This window comes from Silvimonas sp. JCM 19000, assembly GCF_054652575.1.
Map to the genome: position 1 here is coordinate 375,802 of NZ_BAAIHC010000001.1, position 16,593 is coordinate 392,394.

13 protein-coding genes are annotated in these 16,593 nt (G+C 61.3%); 7 read left to right on the plus strand and 6 right to left on the minus strand.

Annotated features, from left to right (window positions below; all coding sequences use genetic code 11):
- Positions 1-183: 183 nt before the first annotated feature.
- Together ACYQ1A_RS01675 and ACYQ1A_RS01680 are read left to right on the plus strand one after the other, a co-directional pair.
- A complete protein-coding gene (locus tag ACYQ1A_RS01675) occupies positions 184-2,514 on the plus strand; it encodes an extracellular solute-binding protein (RefSeq protein WP_499359658.1) in 2,331 nt (776 codons plus the stop codon).
- A gap of 152 nt (positions 2,515-2,666) precedes the next feature.
- Positions 2,667-2,909 carry a hypothetical protein gene (locus tag ACYQ1A_RS01680; protein ID WP_499359660.1) on the plus strand — a complete coding sequence of 81 codons (243 nt, stop codon included), beginning with the start codon at positions 2,667-2,669 and terminating at the stop codon, positions 2,907-2,909.
- Here the strand turns inward: ACYQ1A_RS01680 and ACYQ1A_RS01685 are convergent.
- Positions 2,879-3,754 carry a GNAT family N-acetyltransferase gene (locus ACYQ1A_RS01685; protein ID WP_499359662.1) on the minus strand — a complete coding sequence of 292 codons (876 nt, stop codon included), beginning with the start codon at positions 3,752-3,754 and terminating at the stop codon, positions 2,879-2,881. The genes ACYQ1A_RS01680 and ACYQ1A_RS01685 overlap by 31 nt on opposite strands.
- A 342-nt stretch (positions 3,755-4,096) precedes the next feature.
- On the opposite strand from ACYQ1A_RS01685, the gene ACYQ1A_RS01690 reads away from it, so the two are divergent.
- Both ACYQ1A_RS01690 and ACYQ1A_RS01695 read left to right on the plus strand, forming a co-directional pair.
- A complete protein-coding gene (locus ACYQ1A_RS01690) occupies positions 4,097-7,111 on the plus strand; it encodes a hybrid sensor histidine kinase/response regulator (RefSeq protein WP_499359664.1) in 3,015 nt (1,004 codons plus the stop codon).
- Between the two features lie 56 nt (positions 7,112-7,167).
- Complete coding sequence (locus ACYQ1A_RS01695; protein ID WP_499359666.1) at positions 7,168-8,325, plus strand: hypothetical protein; 1,158 nt, start codon at positions 7,168-7,170, stop codon at positions 8,323-8,325.
- A gap of 108 nt (positions 8,326-8,433) precedes the next feature.
- Here the strand turns inward: ACYQ1A_RS01695 and ACYQ1A_RS01700 are convergent, their stop codons facing one another.
- From ACYQ1A_RS01700 to ACYQ1A_RS01710, 3 genes are all read right to left on the minus strand, one after another.
- A complete protein-coding gene (locus ACYQ1A_RS01700; protein WP_499359668.1) occupies positions 8,434-9,711 on the minus strand; it encodes an MFS transporter in 1,278 nt (425 codons plus the stop codon).
- Between the two features lie 101 nt (positions 9,712-9,812).
- Positions 9,813-10,832, minus strand: a complete 1,020-nt coding sequence (locus ACYQ1A_RS01705; protein ID WP_499359672.1) for a TIGR03790 family protein — start codon at positions 10,830-10,832, stop codon at positions 9,813-9,815.
- A 32-nt stretch (positions 10,833-10,864) separates the two neighbouring features.
- The gene (locus tag ACYQ1A_RS01710) at positions 10,865-11,872 is read right to left on the minus strand and encodes a serine/threonine protein kinase (protein ID WP_062224699.1); all 1,008 of its coding nucleotides are present in this window, start codon (positions 11,870-11,872) and stop codon (positions 10,865-10,867) included.
- 124 nt (positions 11,873-11,996) lie between these two features.
- On the opposite strand from ACYQ1A_RS01710, the gene ACYQ1A_RS01715 reads away from it, so the two are divergent.
- The 3 genes from ACYQ1A_RS01715 to ltaE all read left to right on the plus strand — a co-directional run bounded on the left by ACYQ1A_RS01715 (position 11,997) and on the right by ltaE (position 15,045).
- Complete coding sequence (locus tag ACYQ1A_RS01715) at positions 11,997-12,767, plus strand: HAD-IIA family hydrolase (RefSeq protein ID WP_499359674.1); 771 nt, start codon at positions 11,997-11,999, stop codon at positions 12,765-12,767.
- Positions 12,768-12,962: 195 nt separating this feature from the next.
- Positions 12,963-13,943, plus strand: a complete 981-nt coding sequence (locus tag ACYQ1A_RS01720; RefSeq protein ID WP_499359676.1) for a glycosyltransferase family 9 protein — start codon at positions 12,963-12,965, stop codon at positions 13,941-13,943.
- A gap of 70 nt (positions 13,944-14,013) precedes the next feature.
- On the plus strand, positions 14,014-15,045 hold the full coding sequence (gene ltaE / locus ACYQ1A_RS01725) for a low-specificity L-threonine aldolase (protein WP_499359678.1): 1,032 nt from the start codon (positions 14,014-14,016) through the stop codon (positions 15,043-15,045).
- Positions 15,046-15,051: 6 nt separating this feature from the next.
- Here the strand turns inward: ltaE and ACYQ1A_RS01730 are convergent, their stop codons facing one another.
- On the minus strand, positions 15,052-15,522 hold the full coding sequence (locus ACYQ1A_RS01730; RefSeq protein ID WP_499359680.1) for an Mpo1 family 2-hydroxy fatty acid dioxygenase: 471 nt from the start codon (positions 15,520-15,522) through the stop codon (positions 15,052-15,054).
- A gap of 39 nt (positions 15,523-15,561) precedes the next feature.
- Entirely contained in the window at positions 15,562-16,482 is a 921-nt protein-coding gene (locus ACYQ1A_RS01735; protein WP_499359682.1) for a tetratricopeptide repeat protein, read from the minus strand.
- Between the last annotated feature and the right edge of the window lie 111 nt (positions 16,483-16,593).

Genomic DNA, 16,593 nt, shown 5'->3' on the forward strand with positions numbered 1-16,593 from the left:
TTTTACTTGTATAAAGCAATTTTTCGTTGCCGCGCGATGACTACTACATGACTGGGCCACGTTTTGTAAGCCTAAGGGTTTCTACTGATAAAAAGGATGGCGCGCGGCGCGGATTCTCGATAAGGTAATTTTAATATTCGAGATTCACAGGCCCGGCACAGGGCCGCCGCAAGAGGAAGCGAGATGTCTATCCGTAATCAGATCATCGTGTTGGCCAGCCTGGTCAACGTCATTATCGCCGCGTTGGCATGGGTGCTGATCAGCAGCACCGGTGCCGGTACCGGCGCCACCGCCTTGATCGTGATCGTCGCGCTCATGCTAGCCAGCGGCCTGATCGCCGCGGGCCTGGGGCGTGTGCTTAAACCGTTGTTTCGCATGCGCGCCGAGTTTGCCCGGCTGGCCGCCAGTGGCGGCGATCTGAACCTGCGACTGGACGGTGGCAGCAGCGCCGAATTGTCCGAAATCGCCCGCGCCTTCAACGCCTTTAGCGCCGCTTTGCAAACCACCTTCCGCGAAGTTCAGCGCGATATGGAAACGCTGAGCCTCGGGCTGAAAGAACTGGGTGTGGTAACCACCCAGTTGGTCAAGGATGCGCACACGCAAAGCGATTTCTCGGCCGCGTCCGCCGCCGCAGTCGAAGAAATTACCGTCAGCATCAACCACATTGCCGACAACGCGCGCGACGTGGACGATGCCGTGACCAGCACGCAAGCCTTGTCGGATGCTAGCGCCGAATCGGTACTGCGGGTCTCGGACGAGGTCACGCAGATGGCCACGTCGATGACCGAGCTGGGCGCAACCATGGATGCGCTGGAACGCAATTCGCAAAAGATCGGCAGCATCGTCACCGTGATCAAGGACGTAGCCGGTCAGACCAATTTGTTGGCGCTTAATGCCGCCATCGAAGCGGCCCGTGCTGGTGAACAAGGCCGCGGCTTTGCCGTCGTTGCCGATGAGGTGCGCAAGCTGGCGGAGCGCACGGCCAAGGCCACCGTCGAAATCTCGCAGCTGATTGATTCGGTGGCGCTGGAAACGCGCAATGCCGTCAATACCATGGGCGCCACCAGCAGCCAGGTGCTGGGCAGTGTCGAGAAGGCCGATGCCGCTCGTGCCAGCATGCTGGAAATCAGCGATCGCATGCAGAACATGGTGCAGATTGTGCGCGGCATTGCTGATGCCACCATGGAACAGACTTCGGCCAGCACCACCATGGCGCGCTCATCCGAGCAGATCAATGTAATGAGCCAGGCTTCGGACTCCGCGCTGCAGCAGTCGCGCCGGGCGCTGGAAAGCCTTGAAAAACGTGCCGGCGAGTTGATGCGCCATGTGGGGCGCTTCCGGTTGGAAGATATCGAGGTATTACACGGCTGGTTTGCCTCCAGCGGGGCGCGCGCCGTAGCCGAAATCAAGATGCGGCTGAATCAGCAAGGCCACCACTGGGCCGATATGCATAGCGGCAAAGATGTGCCCGGCATGCTGAAAAAGCGCATCGAAGAAGGCAAGCTGCCGACCGCGGCCGCCTTTGGCGGGGTCAAGATCCAGAACTGGGTGGGCAAGGGCGTGTTGGCCAATCTGGACCCGGTGGCGCAAGAACAAACCTGGAATCGCATCCTGCCCGCCGTGCTGGATCGCATGATGCAGGCGGAGAATCACTATGTGGCGGTGCCGCTGGGTGTGGCGCGCGTTAACGTGTTGTGGGTGAACGCCAGCTTGCTCAAGCGGGTTGGCGTCACCCGCGCCCCGGGCACGTGGGACGAGTTCTTTAGCGTGTGCGACAAGCTGGTATCGGCCGGCATTACGCCGCTGGCGCATTCCGAAGTCAAATGGCAAGTCGCCACTTTGTTTGAAGCCGTGGTGCTGGGCTTGTGCGGTGCTGAGTTCTATCTGTCGGCGTTCAGCCGTCTTGACGCCAACGCCTTGGGCGGAACCCAGATGGCGCATGCGCTGGAAACCTTCCGCCGCCTCAAACGCTATTGCACGCCGGATCCGGTTGGGCGCGAATGGAACCTGGCAACCGCCGACGTCATCAACGGCCGCGCCGCCATGCAGTTGATGGGCGACTGGGTGAAGGGCGAACTGGACGAAGCGGGCAAGCAACCGGGCGTGGATTATCTGTTCTGGGCTGCGCCGACCTTGAATGGCGAATACAGCTTTGCTGCCGATACCTTGACCATGTTCCGTCAGGACGACCCGGCCCGGAATGCGGCGCAAATGGACTTTACCCGCTTGCTGATGAGCCACGAAGGCCAGTTGGCCTACAACAAACACAAAGGCAGCATCCCGGCGCGCACGGATGTGGATGTCAACAAGCTGGATGCCTATGGGCGCGATTCGGCCAAGGACTTCAACAACGCCGCCAGCCGCAATACGCTGGTGCCGTCGTGGGCGCACAACATGGCGGTGCAGGATGATCAGAAAAAAGCGTTGATCGAAGCCGTGGGCGAATTCTGGGCCAACGATGCGATGACGGGCGCAGAGGGCGCACGCCGTCTGGCCGGGGCCATCCGCCGCTAACATCAGTTTTTGCCCGCCCGCCACACCGAACGCCCGCAAGCTGTCTTTTGCGGGCGTTTATCATTTATATGGGCAGATTAAGAGGTGTCCCAGCCCGGCACGGCCGCTGATTTTTTAGGCTACGTGACTTCGTTGATTCTGGAGTCATGGTCATGCCTGCCCGTCTATTCGATCCCATCCGCAGCCGCGACGCCGAGGCGGGCTGGACCACGCTACCGCGCCAGCAACCGCCCAGTGCCAGCGCGTCCATCTTGCTGGTCGCCATCATTGCGGCCGCACTGGCATTCTGGCTGACGGGACCAGTGCCGGAGGACGCAGAGCAACAGCCGTTGAGCGCGCGCGCCAGTGCGGCGCAGCAAGTGGCTTATGTGGCGGCGGGCCATTCCAGCAAATAAGCCGTGGCGCGCGGTTTGTTCTCGATAAACCCGGCGCGTAAATGAAACCGTTCCGACACAAAGTTGGTGTTGGCCACGATGGTGCTCATGTGTGCAATCTGCCGCAGCGCCAACCGCGACTGCGCCCATTGATATAAGGCGTCGGCCACCCCCCGCCCGCGCCAATGCGGCTCAATGCCGATTGCATCGATGCTGCCGTCGGCCTGCATCAAACAGAACGCCACCAACTCGCCGTCCTGGTCGGCCAGCACGCTGCTGGCATCCTGATCCAGCTCGGCCCAATCGGCACGCATCGATTCCGCATCGCCCAATGCGGCATGCGGCACCGCGCGGAAAGTATGGTTGTGCAGTCGCGCCAGCATGCTCCAGTCGATCTCGGCGGTGCTGAGCCGACGCAATGCCAGCGCGGCAAAGTCGGGCGCCGCGCACGCCACCACGGGCCGGGCCAGGCTGATCCATTGCAGGCTGGGAATAAAGCCCATGCGTTCCAGCGCCGCCATCTTGGCTTCTTCACCGGGCGCGGCCCCCACGCGCACCCGTTTGGCACCCAGGTCGCGGGCGTATTGCACGATGTCGTGCAGCAAGGTGGCGGCGGCCAGTTCATCGCTGGCCACACAGGGCGAAATAAAAAAATCGCCCTGCGTGGCCACGGCAAATTCCACCCAGCCAAGGCAGCCTACCGGCACCCGATCGCGCCAGACGATGCGCACATTGCGGCCTTGCTGACGCGCCGGGCAGAAAAATTCGCTGCGCAAATCCGGCACCGGCCACGGTGCTTGCTGGCTGATGCGCAATTGTTGCAGCTGGGGCAGTGCGGCCTCGTCAAGGCCGGTTAATTGCAGCATGGTGCTGATCCTGAAAAATATTTCTCTAGCAATCTCAACGCTTTCGCCAGCATGGCGTAAGCCAGAACCACAGATTGTGCGAGCGTTGTTCCGATATAGGCTATGTTGAAGCACAGCAAAGTATCAATCGCGCAAGTGGCAAACCCAAGGCTGTCGCGGATTGGTGCAATTGCCGATGCATCAGTTTCTTCTGATGCAGAAATCGGGCACGATGTGCCGAGACCCATGCGTGCGAAGAGGTCGCAATGACTTTGCTGACGCCCCCACCTTAACCTTGAGCAAGCGATTGCTGGCAGGCACATTTTTTATGGCGTTATTGATCGGTATGGCTGGAGTGCGCTAGTGGATTCAGCCGTATCTCAACAATTTCTGGCGTCGGGCCGCGCCCATTATCACGCCGTATCGCTGCGGCAAGTGCTGGCGGAAGCAGGGCGGCGCCCCAACATCTTGCTGCTGGGCCTGTGGCTACTCAGCACGCTCATCTGTGTTGCCTTCGGCTTTGTGGTTATCCAGCAATCCTGGTCAGCCATTCCCATGCATTTTGGCGGCGTGGATATTTTCTTTTCGCTGTATCCGCCGGTGGTGATCTGCGGGCTGTGGGTGCTGTTTTTTGGTTATTGGTGGGGCGCCCTCCCAGCGTGGCTGGCCACTTTCTGTCTTTCGGTTTATTCCGGCATGCCGCTGTTCTGGGCGGCGCTGTTTGCACTTTCCAATCCTTTGGGCCTGGCGGTCTGGTCGCTGTCTTATCGTGCCTTGCCGGTGTCGTATGACATGCGCTCGATCAACGACTGGGTGTTTTTTATGGTGCTGGCGTTCTTTAACGCCGTGTTCAGCGCCAGTGGCTCCTTCGTCTGGACCTATACCAATGCCCTCGGCGTGCATGAAGCCTTTGCCATCTGGCAGGGTTGGTGGGTGGGCAACTTTATCCAGATTTCCATGCTGGGCGGCTTGTTGATGTTTTTGCTGGCGGTGCCGGTGGCCCAATGGCGCGATCGCTGGTTTGGCGCAGTGGGCGGCAACCGCGGGCCGGAGGGCAAATCGATATTGCTGGCGGCGCTGACGGTTATCTGTGGCGTCTATCTGTTTCTGGCCGTGTCGTTTCATCTAAGCCACAGCGCGGCTGATGCGCTCAGTGGTGGCGGCGATGTGGCCGCATGGCGGCAAGCGGCCCGCCTGATCGAAGCCTCGGCCTCGGCCGTGTACTGGGTGCTGGCCATCATGTTTTTTGCGATGGCGTTTCTGGGCTATCGCTTTGTGATTGCCTGGTTGCGCGCGTTGCAACAGGCGGTGTGGGACGCTGAAGAAGCGGCGCGCGCCAAATCCGCCTTTCTGGCGCGCATGAGTCATGAAATCCGCACCCCGATGAACGCCATCGTGGGGATGACGGGGCTGGCGCTGCAAACGCCCATGACGGCCAAGCAACGCGATTATCTGGACAAAATCAATCTGTCGGCTGACGTGCTGCTGGATCTGATCAATGACATCCTTGATTTCAGCCGGGGCGAGGCGGGCAAATTGCGCGTCGAAAACGTCGAGTTCCGCCTCGACGAATTGATGGGCAATCTGGCCAATGTGGTGATGGTGCGCGCGGCGGGTAAAGAACTGGAACTGGTGATAGACCTGGCGGCCGACGTGCCCATGCTGTTGCACGGTGATCCGCTGCGCCTTAACCAGGTGTTGCTGAATCTGGCCAATAACGCCATCAAGTTTACCGAGGCCGGCGAAGTCGCCATCCGCGTGCGGGTTAGCCACGACAGTCCCAACCATCCGCAAATCCTGTTCCGGGTGGAAGACACCGGCATCGGCATCGACCCCGCGCACGTGGGCACGCTATTCCAGGCGTTTACCCAGGCGGATGAATCGATCACCCGGCGCTACGGCGGCAGCGGTCTGGGCCTGGCGATTTGCCAGCAACTGATCGATGCCATGGGCGGGCGCATCTGGGTGGATAGTCAGCCGGGCCAGGGCAGCGTGTTCTCGTTCTGCGTGCCCTTGCAAGCCCCGGCCCCGGCCCGACCGGTCAGCCCGCCCGACAACGGCATGCGTGTATTGGTGGTGGATGACAATGCCTCGGCGGCCGAAGTACTGATGCATTTGTTGCGGCGCCAGGGGTTTGCCGTCGAAGTGGCGGCCAGCGCCGCCAGCGCCAATGCCGAGTTACGCGTTGCGGCCAATGTACTGCGGCCCTACAGCCTGATCATGATCGACCAGAATCTGAGCGGCGTGGCGGGCACGGCGCTGGCCCGGCAAATCCGCCAGGACCCGTCCTTGCCCTATATGCCCATCGTGCTGATGGCCACCACGCACGATCCCGAAGAAATGCGCGTGCTCAGTCGCGAAGCCGATCTGCAGGCCTTTTTGACCAAGCCGGTGCTGGAAGCGCGCCTGCAATCGTGTTTGATGCAGGTGTTCAGCCCGGAAGGCGAAACCAGCCTGCCGCCCGCGCCGGTGGCGGCCAGCCCCACCGCACATATCCTGGCCGGCGCCCGCGTGCTGCTGGTGGAGGACAACGCGGTGAACCGGCAGATTGCCAAGGAATGGCTGGAGAACATAGGCGTGCTGGTCGAAGTGGCCGAAGACGGTCGCCAGGCCATTGCCCGCATGCCCGGCAGCAGCTTTGATGCGGTGCTGATGGACATCCATATGCCCGAGCTGGATGGCTTTGCCACCAGTCGCGAAATTCGTCATCTCGGCTACCGCCAGTTACCCATTATCGCTGTGACCGCGCATGCGCTGGCGGGGGATCGTGATCGCTGTCTGGCGGCGGGCATGAACGACCATATTGCCAAGCCGTTCAAGCCGCAGCAGTTGTACAACGTGCTGGCGCGCTGGCTGCATCCGGAGCGGCGGGTGGCGGTGGTAAATGCCGTCACCGCGGCGGCCGGTGTGCCGCCCGCAGAGCCGACCCTGGCAGGCATGGCGCCGCCGCTGGCCGAGCCGGACGCGGCAGCTGTAACGCCGTCGCTGCCTGTCGCAGCCACAGCGCAACCGCACTGGCCTGCTTTGCCCGGCATCGATCTGGCGCAAGCCTTTGAGCAGATCGGGCTGCGCGAAGAGCGCTTTCTGGCGTTGATCGAAAACTTCCGCAAAAACCACGGCAATACGCCGAGCAAGGTGATCGAAGCGCTGCATGAAGGGCGGCTGGACGAGGTCAAACGTACCGCGCATTCATTGCGTTCGGTGGCGCGTTATTTGTGCGCCCTGCGCCTGGCGGATGCCGCCGACCAGCTGGAACAATCCGCCAGCCTGGACCAGGCCGCTCAGCATGAACTGGACGTGGCTCAGTTCAACGAAGCGCTGGTGGAGGTGCTGGGCTCGCTCAGTCTGCTGCTGGCAGAGCGCACGCCCACATCCTGATGTCTTGTTTGTTCAGCCCAGCCTCTCCGTACATCTCAATAACAAGGAAAACACCGATGCAACGATCATGTATGACGCAACCCACCCGACTGGTGCTGGCCGCGCTGCTGGCCAGCCTGCTGGCTGCCTGCGCCGCGCCGCCGACAAGCCAGGCGGGCCCGGCCTCCGCCGACAATCCGGTTACGGTTGATCTAGGCACGAGCACGCAGGTTGCCACGCTGTTTTCTTTTCCCAATTGCCTGCAAAACTGCCCGGTGCCGCCCTGGACGCTGGAACAAACCGTGCAGCATTGGATGGCGGCCAGCGTAACGCGCGACGGCTATAGCAATGCCAAGGTCAGCGTGAGCGCGCAAAACGGCCACGAGATCCTCAGCATCAGCGGGGTTCCGGCCGATTACGGCGTGTACGTGCAGAATTTTATGCAGGAATCAGCCAAAGCGGCGGCCGATGTGCCGGCCGTGCAAGCGGCTGGCAAGTGGCAGAGCGATTGGTCTTTCTTTGAAGTGCTGGGCATGCCGCTGCGCAATCAGAAAACGGTGCAGCTGCTGCATTTCCCGCCGGATACCGTCAAAACCACCTCGCAGGATTATATGCAGGCAGCGACCACCCAGCGCTGGGCCAGCCTGCTGGTGATGAATGGTGTCGCCTCGACGGCGACCGACAGTTATCAACGCATTATGGATATCGCGCCAATTGCCGCCCCGGCCAGTGCGGGCAAGCAGCTGGAAGGCGTTTACGATTATTTCAATGATGCCAGCACGGGCCTGATCCAGAGCTGGACCGCCCCGGCGCCGGGCACCAGCGCGCCGCGTGCCATGGTGGCGATGGGCGGGCCGGCGCGCGCCTGGCTGTCCAGTTATTACAAATTGCCGCCCGTGAATGTGCTGACGCTGACCAGCATTAGCCCCAAGCCCGGCCAGACCGTGCCGGTGCTCGGTGGCAACCATCCCAGCCTGATCTGGTATGCATCCGATCCGGCCGGTCATGGCGGTGATGTCAAAGCAGCCAACGAGGCGGGCAAGCAAGTGATGTTGCAGGATCTGACCGTGGCCTGCTGGCAAGCCAATATGGGCCAGACCCCGGCCGCTGACCCTACTGCCACGCTGAATACCTGCACCACGCAATGGCAGAACCAGCAGACCCAGGTTTGCGTGGCCTTCTTTATGTCGATCCGTAAAGAAAGCAAGTCGGACGCTGAAAAAGACTGCCAATAAACCGCCGCATCCGATCCCGCATCTGCATGAAGTCAGAACGCGTTACCCGTGCCGCCGCCGCGGCGCTGCGGGTAACGCGTTTTTGCTGTGCGGGTGTGTTGACGCGGCTCAGGCCATGACCAGCGCGGGGCGGCGGTAAATACGCAGCACGACCAGCGCGCTGATCAAACACAGCCCGCCCGAAATCATGGTGGCCAGCGTGTAGTTGCCCAGGCTGGAGCGCAGCACGCCCGCGCCGAGGGCAGCAAAGGCCGCGCCCAGTTGATGGCCAGCTACAATCCAGCCAAATACGATCGGTGCCTTCTGACTGCCAAAGATATCGGTGGTCAGACGCACCGTCGGCGGTACGGTCGCAATCCAGTCCAGACCGTAGAACAGGGCAAATACAGGCAGGCCGAAGTATTCGATGCCAAACGCCCACGGCAGGAAAATCAACGCCAGCCCGCGCAAGCCGTAGTACCAGAACAGCAGCACGCGACTATTGAACCGATCCGATAGCCAACCCGACGCGGTGGTGCCGATCAGATCCAGCGCACCCATGCTGGCAAGAATGCTGGCGCCCTGGACTTCATTCAGGCCGTGATCGCCGCACATGGCAATAAAGTGCGTGCCGATGTAGCCATTGGTGCTGGCGCCGCAGACAAAGAAGCTGAAGAACAGCAACCAGAAGTCCCGGTGGCGGGCGGCCTCGCGCAAGGCGCCAAAAGCGACGGTAACCGGATTGCCCGTGCTCAGCGGCGCGGCGCGGGGCGCGTCGGCGGCTTCACCGAATTTACGCGTGCCGACGTTCTCCGGCTGCTCGGGTAAAAACAAAGCCACCGGGATCAGCACCAGTGTCGCGGCTGCCGCCACGATCAATACCACCGGCCGCCAGCCATGATGCTCGACCACGGCCGCCAGCAGCGGCAGAAACAGCAGCTGGCCGGTCGCTGAACTGGCGGTCAGCAGACCCATGGCCAGACCACGGCGCGCGGAAAACCAGCGGCTGACCACGGTCGCACCCAGCGTCATTGCGGTCACGCCGGTGCCCAGCCCGACCACCACGCCCCAGATCAACAGCATTTGCCATTTGGCGGTCATCAGACTGGACAGTCCGATGCTGAGCGCCAGCAGCAGCAGGGCGGTCAGCACGGTCGGGCGGATGCCAAAACGTTGCATGGCGGCGGCGGCGAAGGGGCCAGTCAAACCAAACAGGGCCAGGTTGATCGATAGCGCCGCCGAAATGGTGGTGCGGCTCCAGCCCAGGTCATGCTCCATGGCCTGCATCATTACACTGGGCGTCGAGCGCATGCCGGCGGTCACCAGCATCACCAGAAACACCACCGCGATGGCGATCCAGGCGTAATGAAAACGTGGGGGCAGGCGGCGGGCCAGCAGCTGTTGCATGGTCTATCTCGCAAAATGTAGTCGATCGGTCTAGTGCGCGATGATGCCATAAGCATGCCTGCCCACCGCAAGCATTTTTATGCGGATGGCATTGGCCTGGCTTATTTGAATGCGCTCAGGCGCCGGTAGGGCGCGGCCAGTGGATCACCCACAAACAACCCCTGAGCGGGCCAGGCCACGCTTTTCCAATAGGCTTCCACCGCAGTCGCCCCAGCCGCGTAATGCGCCAGCAAAACTTGTGGATGCGGAAATTTCTGCGGATGGCTGCAGGGTTCGCTCACGGTGCCATAGCTGGCGGTGGCGCCCGCATCAATCCAGCGCAGGATGGACATCTGGCTGTTCTGGCCGGTAATCACCCCGCCGAACGAGGTCAGATGGTCGGCCAGCGCGCCGGGCAGAAAGCCCACGGTGTCCAGATCATCCACACTGACGCGGCCGGTTTCGTACAGCATCACGTCTTTTTGATTGCGGATCGATTCGGCTTGCAGGCGATGCACCGTGAGCTTGAGCGCGCCCACGTATTGGTCGCGTGGAAACAGCGCCGCGCGCACGCTACGCACTTTGTCCGTGGTCTGCACAAACCATGCATTGGCGCGCGGTTGTGTGCCCCATGCGCTTACGCCCCGGTCGATCATGGCGCGCGCCTGGGCGATATTGTCGGCGGCCAGCAACATGCTCGGACGCAAGCCGACTTCTTGCCACGGCCGCACGCTGGGGCTGTTGAAATAGGGCGATGGTGGCGTGGGCGCGCAACTGTTCTGGCAGACGTTCGGCGCCAGTCCCAGTGTGAATGCCGAGGTAATGGACTGGCAGGACACGCGCCACGGTTGCGTCCACGCCAGCGCCAGCGCTTCGATATTGTGGCCCAGCCGGTTGTTCAGCTGCGTGCGCGCTTTTTCCAGTTCGGCCGCGCTGATCTCGGCTTTGACCGGCAGATCGATTTCGATCACGTTTTCCGGCGGGATCTCATGCGCTTTGGCGTAATAGGCGCCGATTTCTTGCGAGTACGGGTCATTGCGATTAATCACCACCGCCAGGTCATCGGCACCCAGCCGATAAGGGGGCGGCTCCGCCCATGCGGGCGTACTAATCAACAGCAGCAAGGCGAGTAGTTTGCGCATCGGTCTTTGTCGATGTTATTTGAAGGGCAATATTAATAACCGGGACGCGCCAGCGGCGGCTCATCCATCAGGGCGATTTGTTCGCGTAATTCCAGCACGCGGTCTTGCCAGTAACGCTGCGAATTAAACCAGGGAAACGCCGCCGGAAAGGCCGGGTCTTGCCAGCGTTGCGCCAGCCACGCGCTGTAATGAATCAGGCGCAAGGTGCGCAAGGCTTCGAGCAGATGTAATTCGCGCGGGTTGAAATCGCAGAACGATTCGTAGCCTTCCAGCACGGCATCCAGTTGCAAGGCCATATCCTGGCGTTCGCCTGACAGCATCATCCACAAATCCTGCAGGGCGGGGCCACTGCGGCAGTCGTCAAAGTCGACAAAATGCGGACCATCGGGCGTCCACAGCACGTTGCCAGCGTGGCAATCGCCGTGCAGCCGGATGGCGCTGACGTCACCGGCACGCTCAAAACAACGCTGCACGCCTTCCAGCGCCTGGGCGCTGACACTTTCCCACGCGGCTAACAAATCGGGCGGAATAAAGTTGTTTTGCAATAACCAATTGCGCGGCGCCGTGCCAAAGGTTTCCGGATTGATCGCCGGGCGCGCGGCAAACGGTTTGAGCTGGCCGATGGCATGGATGCGGCCCATAAAGCGCCCCAGCCATTCCAGTACTTCAAAGTCGTCCAGCTCGGGCGCGCGGCCGCCGCGGCGTGCAAACACGGCAAAGCGATAGCCAGCGTGCTCATGCAGCGTGCGCCCGTTGATATGCATGGGCGCTACTACGGGGATTTCGGCCGCCGCCAGTTCTGCGCTGTAGGCGTGTTCTTCGAGTATGGCGGCGTCGCTCCAGCGGGCCGGGCGATAGAACTTGGCGACCACCATCGGACCGTCGTCGATTCCGATCTGATAAACCCGATTCTCAAAACTGTTGAGCGCGAGCTGACGGCCATCCACGGCCAGACCGATGGCTTCGATGGCGTCGAGTACGCAATCGGGGGTCAGGCCGCTGAAGGGGGGAAGCGGTGTTGCCGGAGTTTCTTGAGTCATGCGCGCATCATGCCAGTGTGGCGGCAAAGCTGCGAGCCGCTTGCAGATGCCCACGCTTTCACGTCATGCTGTCTGCAATCCGGGCCTGGCCCGCATCCTGCCTGTATCTCTGAACGGAAAGACCATGACTAAAAGCATCATTTCAGATATGGACGGCGTGATTTATCGGGGCAAGCAATTGATCCCGGGCGCCACCGAATTTGTCGATCGCCTGCTGGCGGCCGACGCCCCGTTTCTGTTTCTGACCAACAATGCCGAACAAACGCCGCTCGATCTGAAACTCAAGCTGGAGCATCTGGGCATCAAGGGTTTGACCGAAGACAACTTTATTACCAGCGCCATGGCCACGGCGATGTTCCTTAAAAATCAAAAGGAACGCGCCACCGTGTATGTGGTTGGGGGCGGTGGTCTGATCAACGAGCTCTACAACGTGGGCTATTCGATTTCGGAATCGAACCCGGACTATGTGGTGGTGGCCAAGAGCACCAGTTTCACCTTTGAGCAAATGAAAAAAGCCGTGCGCCTGATTGACGGCGGTGCCAAATTTATCGGCACCAACCCGGACATGATCGATCCGGTCGAAGGCGGCAACGAACCCGCTGCCGGCACCATCCTGGCCGCCATTGCCGCTGCCACCGGCAAAAAGCCGTATATCGTGGGCAAACCCAACGCGCTGATGATGACGCTGGCCACGCGCAAACTGGGCGTGCATCCGGACAACGCGGTGATGGTGGGCGACCGCATGGACACCGATATTGTTGGCGGCATGGAAGCCGGCATGACCACCGCGCTGGTGCTGTCGGGCGTGAGTACGCGCGAATCGATCGAGCATTTTCCGTATAAGCCGGACCATGTATTCAACCACGTGGGCGAGATTGATCTGAACGCGTTGTAAGACAGCCACAGCCTGAGTACCAAAGCCAAGGCCCGCAAGGTATTGAATTTGCGGGCCTTCGTGCGTTCTGGCGCGGCGCGTGTGTGAATTCTTTGCAAGTTGTAAGGCGGATACATAGGTTCTGAGAATTTTGCGGGGCGCAAATGCTAAGATTTGCCGCCTCCGTAACTTTCACCGATCGAAATTCCGCCGCGCATGAAAATCGCAATCTTTAGCCACACCCACATCGGAACGCTGATCTGCAACTGGCCCTTGTTCGCCGCCGTGCGCAAGCGCTATCCGCAGGCCGAAATTACTGCGTTCCTGGCGTGGCGCAATCGTGAGCTGGCACCGTACCTGCTGCATTTGTGCGACCACGTGGTGGTGATGCCGGATTTTGTCGGCAAGAAAAAATATCTGGCCGTGCTGCGGTATGGCTGGGGCTATCGCAAGCAATTTGATCTGGTGGTGTGCGGGCTGGAGCCGCGCAAGGTGGATCACATCCTGTTTGGGGTGCTGGGCGCGCCCACCATTGCTTATGTTGAAGACAACTGGCATGGCCGCCTGGTCAGCCAGCCGGTGCAATTTGATATTCCGGCAATGCGGCAGATGCGCCACGCCCAATACATCCTGCGGGTGTTTGAGCCGAATGCCGTCGTCGATGCCAGCCGTTTTCCACGCTTTGACGATGTGCGCCGGGTGTTCCGGGTGCCACCTGGCCCGCTGACCCGCACCCAGCCGCGCCGCGCCGATGAGCCCGTGCGCTTGCTGATTTCCGCCACCAATAACCGCGCCGATGCCCGCCTTGATACCGCGCGACTGATTAACATCATCGGCACCTTGGCCGAGCAGGTGCCGCTGCAGGTGCATGTTTGCTGGCTGGGTAATGACCGACCCAAGGCGGCTGATCTGGCCGCAGCCATGCCGGTGCCCGCCGAGGTGCTGGATACGCCGTCGCTGGGTGAATTCATGGCCGCACTCAGTGATATGGATCTGGTGCTGGTTGGCGATGGCGGCATCATGCATATGGCTGCGGCGCTGGATATTCCGCAGGTGGTGGTGTTTGGCAGCACGCTGGTGACCGAATGGGCGCCCATGAGCGAACGCGCCGTGTGCCTGCGCGACGAACGCGGTGTCAATCATATTCCTGAGGCTGATGTGGTCGCTGCCTTGCTGCGGCAGTTACACACGGCATAGCGCGCGGCAGTCCACATCCGTGCGGCAACGCAGGTAAACTGCGCAGCGATACCCACACGGAGCAAACCCTATGTCCTGGATCGACGTCCGCAGCGATACCGTTACCCATCCCACCCCGGCCATGCGTGCCGTTATGCAAGCGGCCGAAGTGGGCGACGATGTGTATGGCGATGACCCGACCACCGCAGAACTCGAACGTGCCTCGGCCGAACGTCTGGGCAAAGAAGCGGCGCTGTTTGTGCCGTCCGGCACCTTTGGCAACCAGTTGGCGTTGTTTACGCATTGTCAGCAGGGCGATGAAGTCATCGCGGGCGAAGACAGCCACATTGTCTGGCACGAAGTCGGCGCTGCGGCGGTGATCGCTGGCGTAAATCTGCGCCCGATTCCCGCTCCCAAAGGCGTACTGACACCGGCGGCGATCAAAGCGCGCATTCGGCCGTCCGGTGATATCCATCTGCCGCGCACCGCGCTGATCTGCGTGGAGAACGCGTACTCCAGCGGCCACGTTGTGGGCCTCGACGCAATGCAGGCCGTGTGGCAGACCGCCCAGGAGGCGGGCCTGCCGGTGCATCTGGACGGTGCCCGCATCTTTAATGCCGCCGCGCATTTGCAAGTGCCAGCGCGTGAAATTGCCCAGTACGCCGACAGCGCCATGTTCTGCCTGAGCAAAGGGCTGGCTGCGCCGATTGGTTCGATGCTGGTAGGCAGCCGCGAATTTATCGAGATCGCCCGCAAAAAGCGCAAATTAATGGGCGGCGGCCTGCGCCAGGTGGGTGTGCTGGCGGCGCCGGGGCTGCTGGCACTCAACGAAATGAGCGCACGGCTGATCGATGACCACCACAACGCGCAATTGCTGGCGCGGCTGGTGGCCGAGATTCCGGGTGTGCTGGTGGATCAACAAGCGCTGGATATCAATATGGTGTTTTTCCGCTTTGCGCATGAAGTCGACGGCGCCGCCCTGGTTGAGGCCATGGCTGAACACGGCGTCAAAGCGAATCCGCCCGATGCTGGCTTGATGCGTCTGGTTACGCATTGGCAAGTGGGGGCGGAGCAAGTGCAGCAAGTTGCCGCCGCCTTGCGCAGCGCGCTGGCCCGGCAGTAACCGCGGCTAGGGCGTGACTTCGTCGACGGCGGTGTCTTTGTGATAAAGCCCGCTGCGACGCAGCAGCTTGTGCATCAGCCACGCCGGACCCACCAGCAAATACGCCAGATCAGTCAAAAACGAGGGCTTGCGGCCCTCGATGGCATGGCCGATAAACTGCCCGACCCACGCAATAACAAACACCACCAGCGCAATGACCGCGGCGCGGCGCGCGCCTTGTGCCGTAATCAGCATGTGGCTGAGCGCAATATTGGCGAGTAGCCACGCCAGCATGCTGCTGGCAATGGGCGCTGACAGCGTGCAATAAAAAGCGACGGCCAGAACCACGGCCGTCGCCAATACCGCCAGCGGTGCCAGGGTTAGCCAGGTCACCGCACTCCATAAAATCAACGGCACGCACAACCAATGCAAAGCCACATTGCGCGGGTGCTGATGCACTGCGCTATAGCCATCAAACCACTGTTGCTGTGTGCGCATGCCGTTTTGCTCCCGCGATGATCAGAAGATGAGGGCGGCTTACCAGTTGTCGTCGCTACTGCCGCTATCAAAACCACCCCCGCTGTCGCCGCCACCGCTGTCCCAGTCGCTGCCATTCCCGAAGTCGATCTGGTCATTGCGCAGTTGCTGGTCGGCATCGCTGCCATAAGCGCCAGGCGCGGGGTTGTTCTCGGTGATGTAGGTGTTGTTTTCGACGATGCGCTCGCCGCCGCCGTTATGACGGCTTAGCAGTTCTTCCGCCAACATGCCAGCGGCAAAGCCGCCCACGCCTGCTGCGATACCGGTGCCGAGGCCGCTACCACCCTGATTGACCACGGTGGGGCCGGCGCCATATCCACCGCCGTTGCCGGTCGGCCCGTAGCCGTTGGCGCCATAGTTGCCAGCCGGGCCATAGCCGCCTGCCGGATAAACCACCGCAGCCTGGCGCCGACGTCGCACCATCATGAAGATGGCGATGGCAGCAATCACGATCAGGCCGATGGCGGCCCAGCTGAGGCCGCTATTTTTTTCCTGCGGCTCAGCCGGTGCTGTATACGCTTGTGGCGCCGGGGCCGCAGGGGCGTTGACGATGGTGCTTTGCGGCGCGCGGTTGGCCGCGGGCGCGGTCGGCGCTTTTTGCGTCGAGTTCAGCAGCAGCGCTTCAAAATGGCGAAACTTCTGCGGATCGGTAAAGGTGATTTTGGGATCGAGCTGTTTGGCCTGTAACGCTTGCGCCGTTGCGTCTTCAAACTGACCGTTATGCGCCAGGATTTCGGCATAGATGTAATGCGCTTTGGCGCTGCCTGGCTTGGCCGCAACCACTTGCTGCATCAATTGCTGGGCCTGGGTGTAGTTGCCTTGCTGCACCGCGGCCTGCACGTCTTTTTGCGTCGGTAATGCCAACGCCAGCGTGGCCACCGTCGCCATCACCGCAAACAACACACTGTTCATCCAACGCATCGTGTTACCTCCAGGGCGCTGATCGCCCGATGTGCTTGCCTTGTTAACGCCCGCCGTCTGATGTGGGCTGACGCCATACGCGCCGGCTGTGAACGCCATCGCATACGCCCC

Excerpts from the sequence above, each read along its gene's own strand:
- ACYQ1A_RS01675 (WP_499359658.1), top strand. The coding sequence starts at position 184 with ATGTCTATCCGTAATCAGATCATCGTGTTGGCCAGCCTGGTCAACGTC.
- ACYQ1A_RS01680 (WP_499359660.1), top strand. The coding sequence starts at position 2,667 with ATGCCTGCCCGTCTATTCGATCCCATCCGCAGCCGCGACGCCGAGGCG.
- ACYQ1A_RS01685 (WP_499359662.1), bottom strand. The coding sequence starts at position 3,754 with ATGCTGCAATTAACCGGCCTTGACGAGGCCGCACTGCCCCAGCTGCAA.
- ACYQ1A_RS01695 (WP_499359666.1), top strand. The coding sequence starts at position 7,168 with ATGCAACGATCATGTATGACGCAACCCACCCGACTGGTGCTGGCCGCG.
- ACYQ1A_RS01700 (WP_499359668.1), bottom strand. The coding sequence starts at position 9,711 with ATGCAACAGCTGCTGGCCCGCCGCCTGCCCCCACGTTTTCATTACGCC.
- ACYQ1A_RS01705 (WP_499359672.1), bottom strand. The coding sequence starts at position 10,832 with ATGCGCAAACTACTCGCCTTGCTGCTGTTGATTAGTACGCCCGCATGG.
- ACYQ1A_RS01710 (WP_062224699.1), bottom strand. The coding sequence starts at position 11,872 with ATGACTCAAGAAACTCCGGCAACACCGCTTCCCCCCTTCAGCGGCCTG.
- ACYQ1A_RS01715 (WP_499359674.1), top strand. The coding sequence starts at position 11,997 with ATGACTAAAAGCATCATTTCAGATATGGACGGCGTGATTTATCGGGGC.
- ACYQ1A_RS01720 (WP_499359676.1), top strand. The coding sequence starts at position 12,963 with ATGAAAATCGCAATCTTTAGCCACACCCACATCGGAACGCTGATCTGC.
- ltaE (WP_499359678.1), top strand. The coding sequence starts at position 14,014 with ATGTCCTGGATCGACGTCCGCAGCGATACCGTTACCCATCCCACCCCG.
- ACYQ1A_RS01730 (WP_499359680.1), bottom strand. The coding sequence starts at position 15,522 with ATGCGCACACAGCAACAGTGGTTTGATGGCTATAGCGCAGTGCATCAG.
- ACYQ1A_RS01735 (WP_499359682.1), bottom strand. The coding sequence starts at position 16,482 with ATGCGTTGGATGAACAGTGTGTTGTTTGCGGTGATGGCGACGGTGGCC.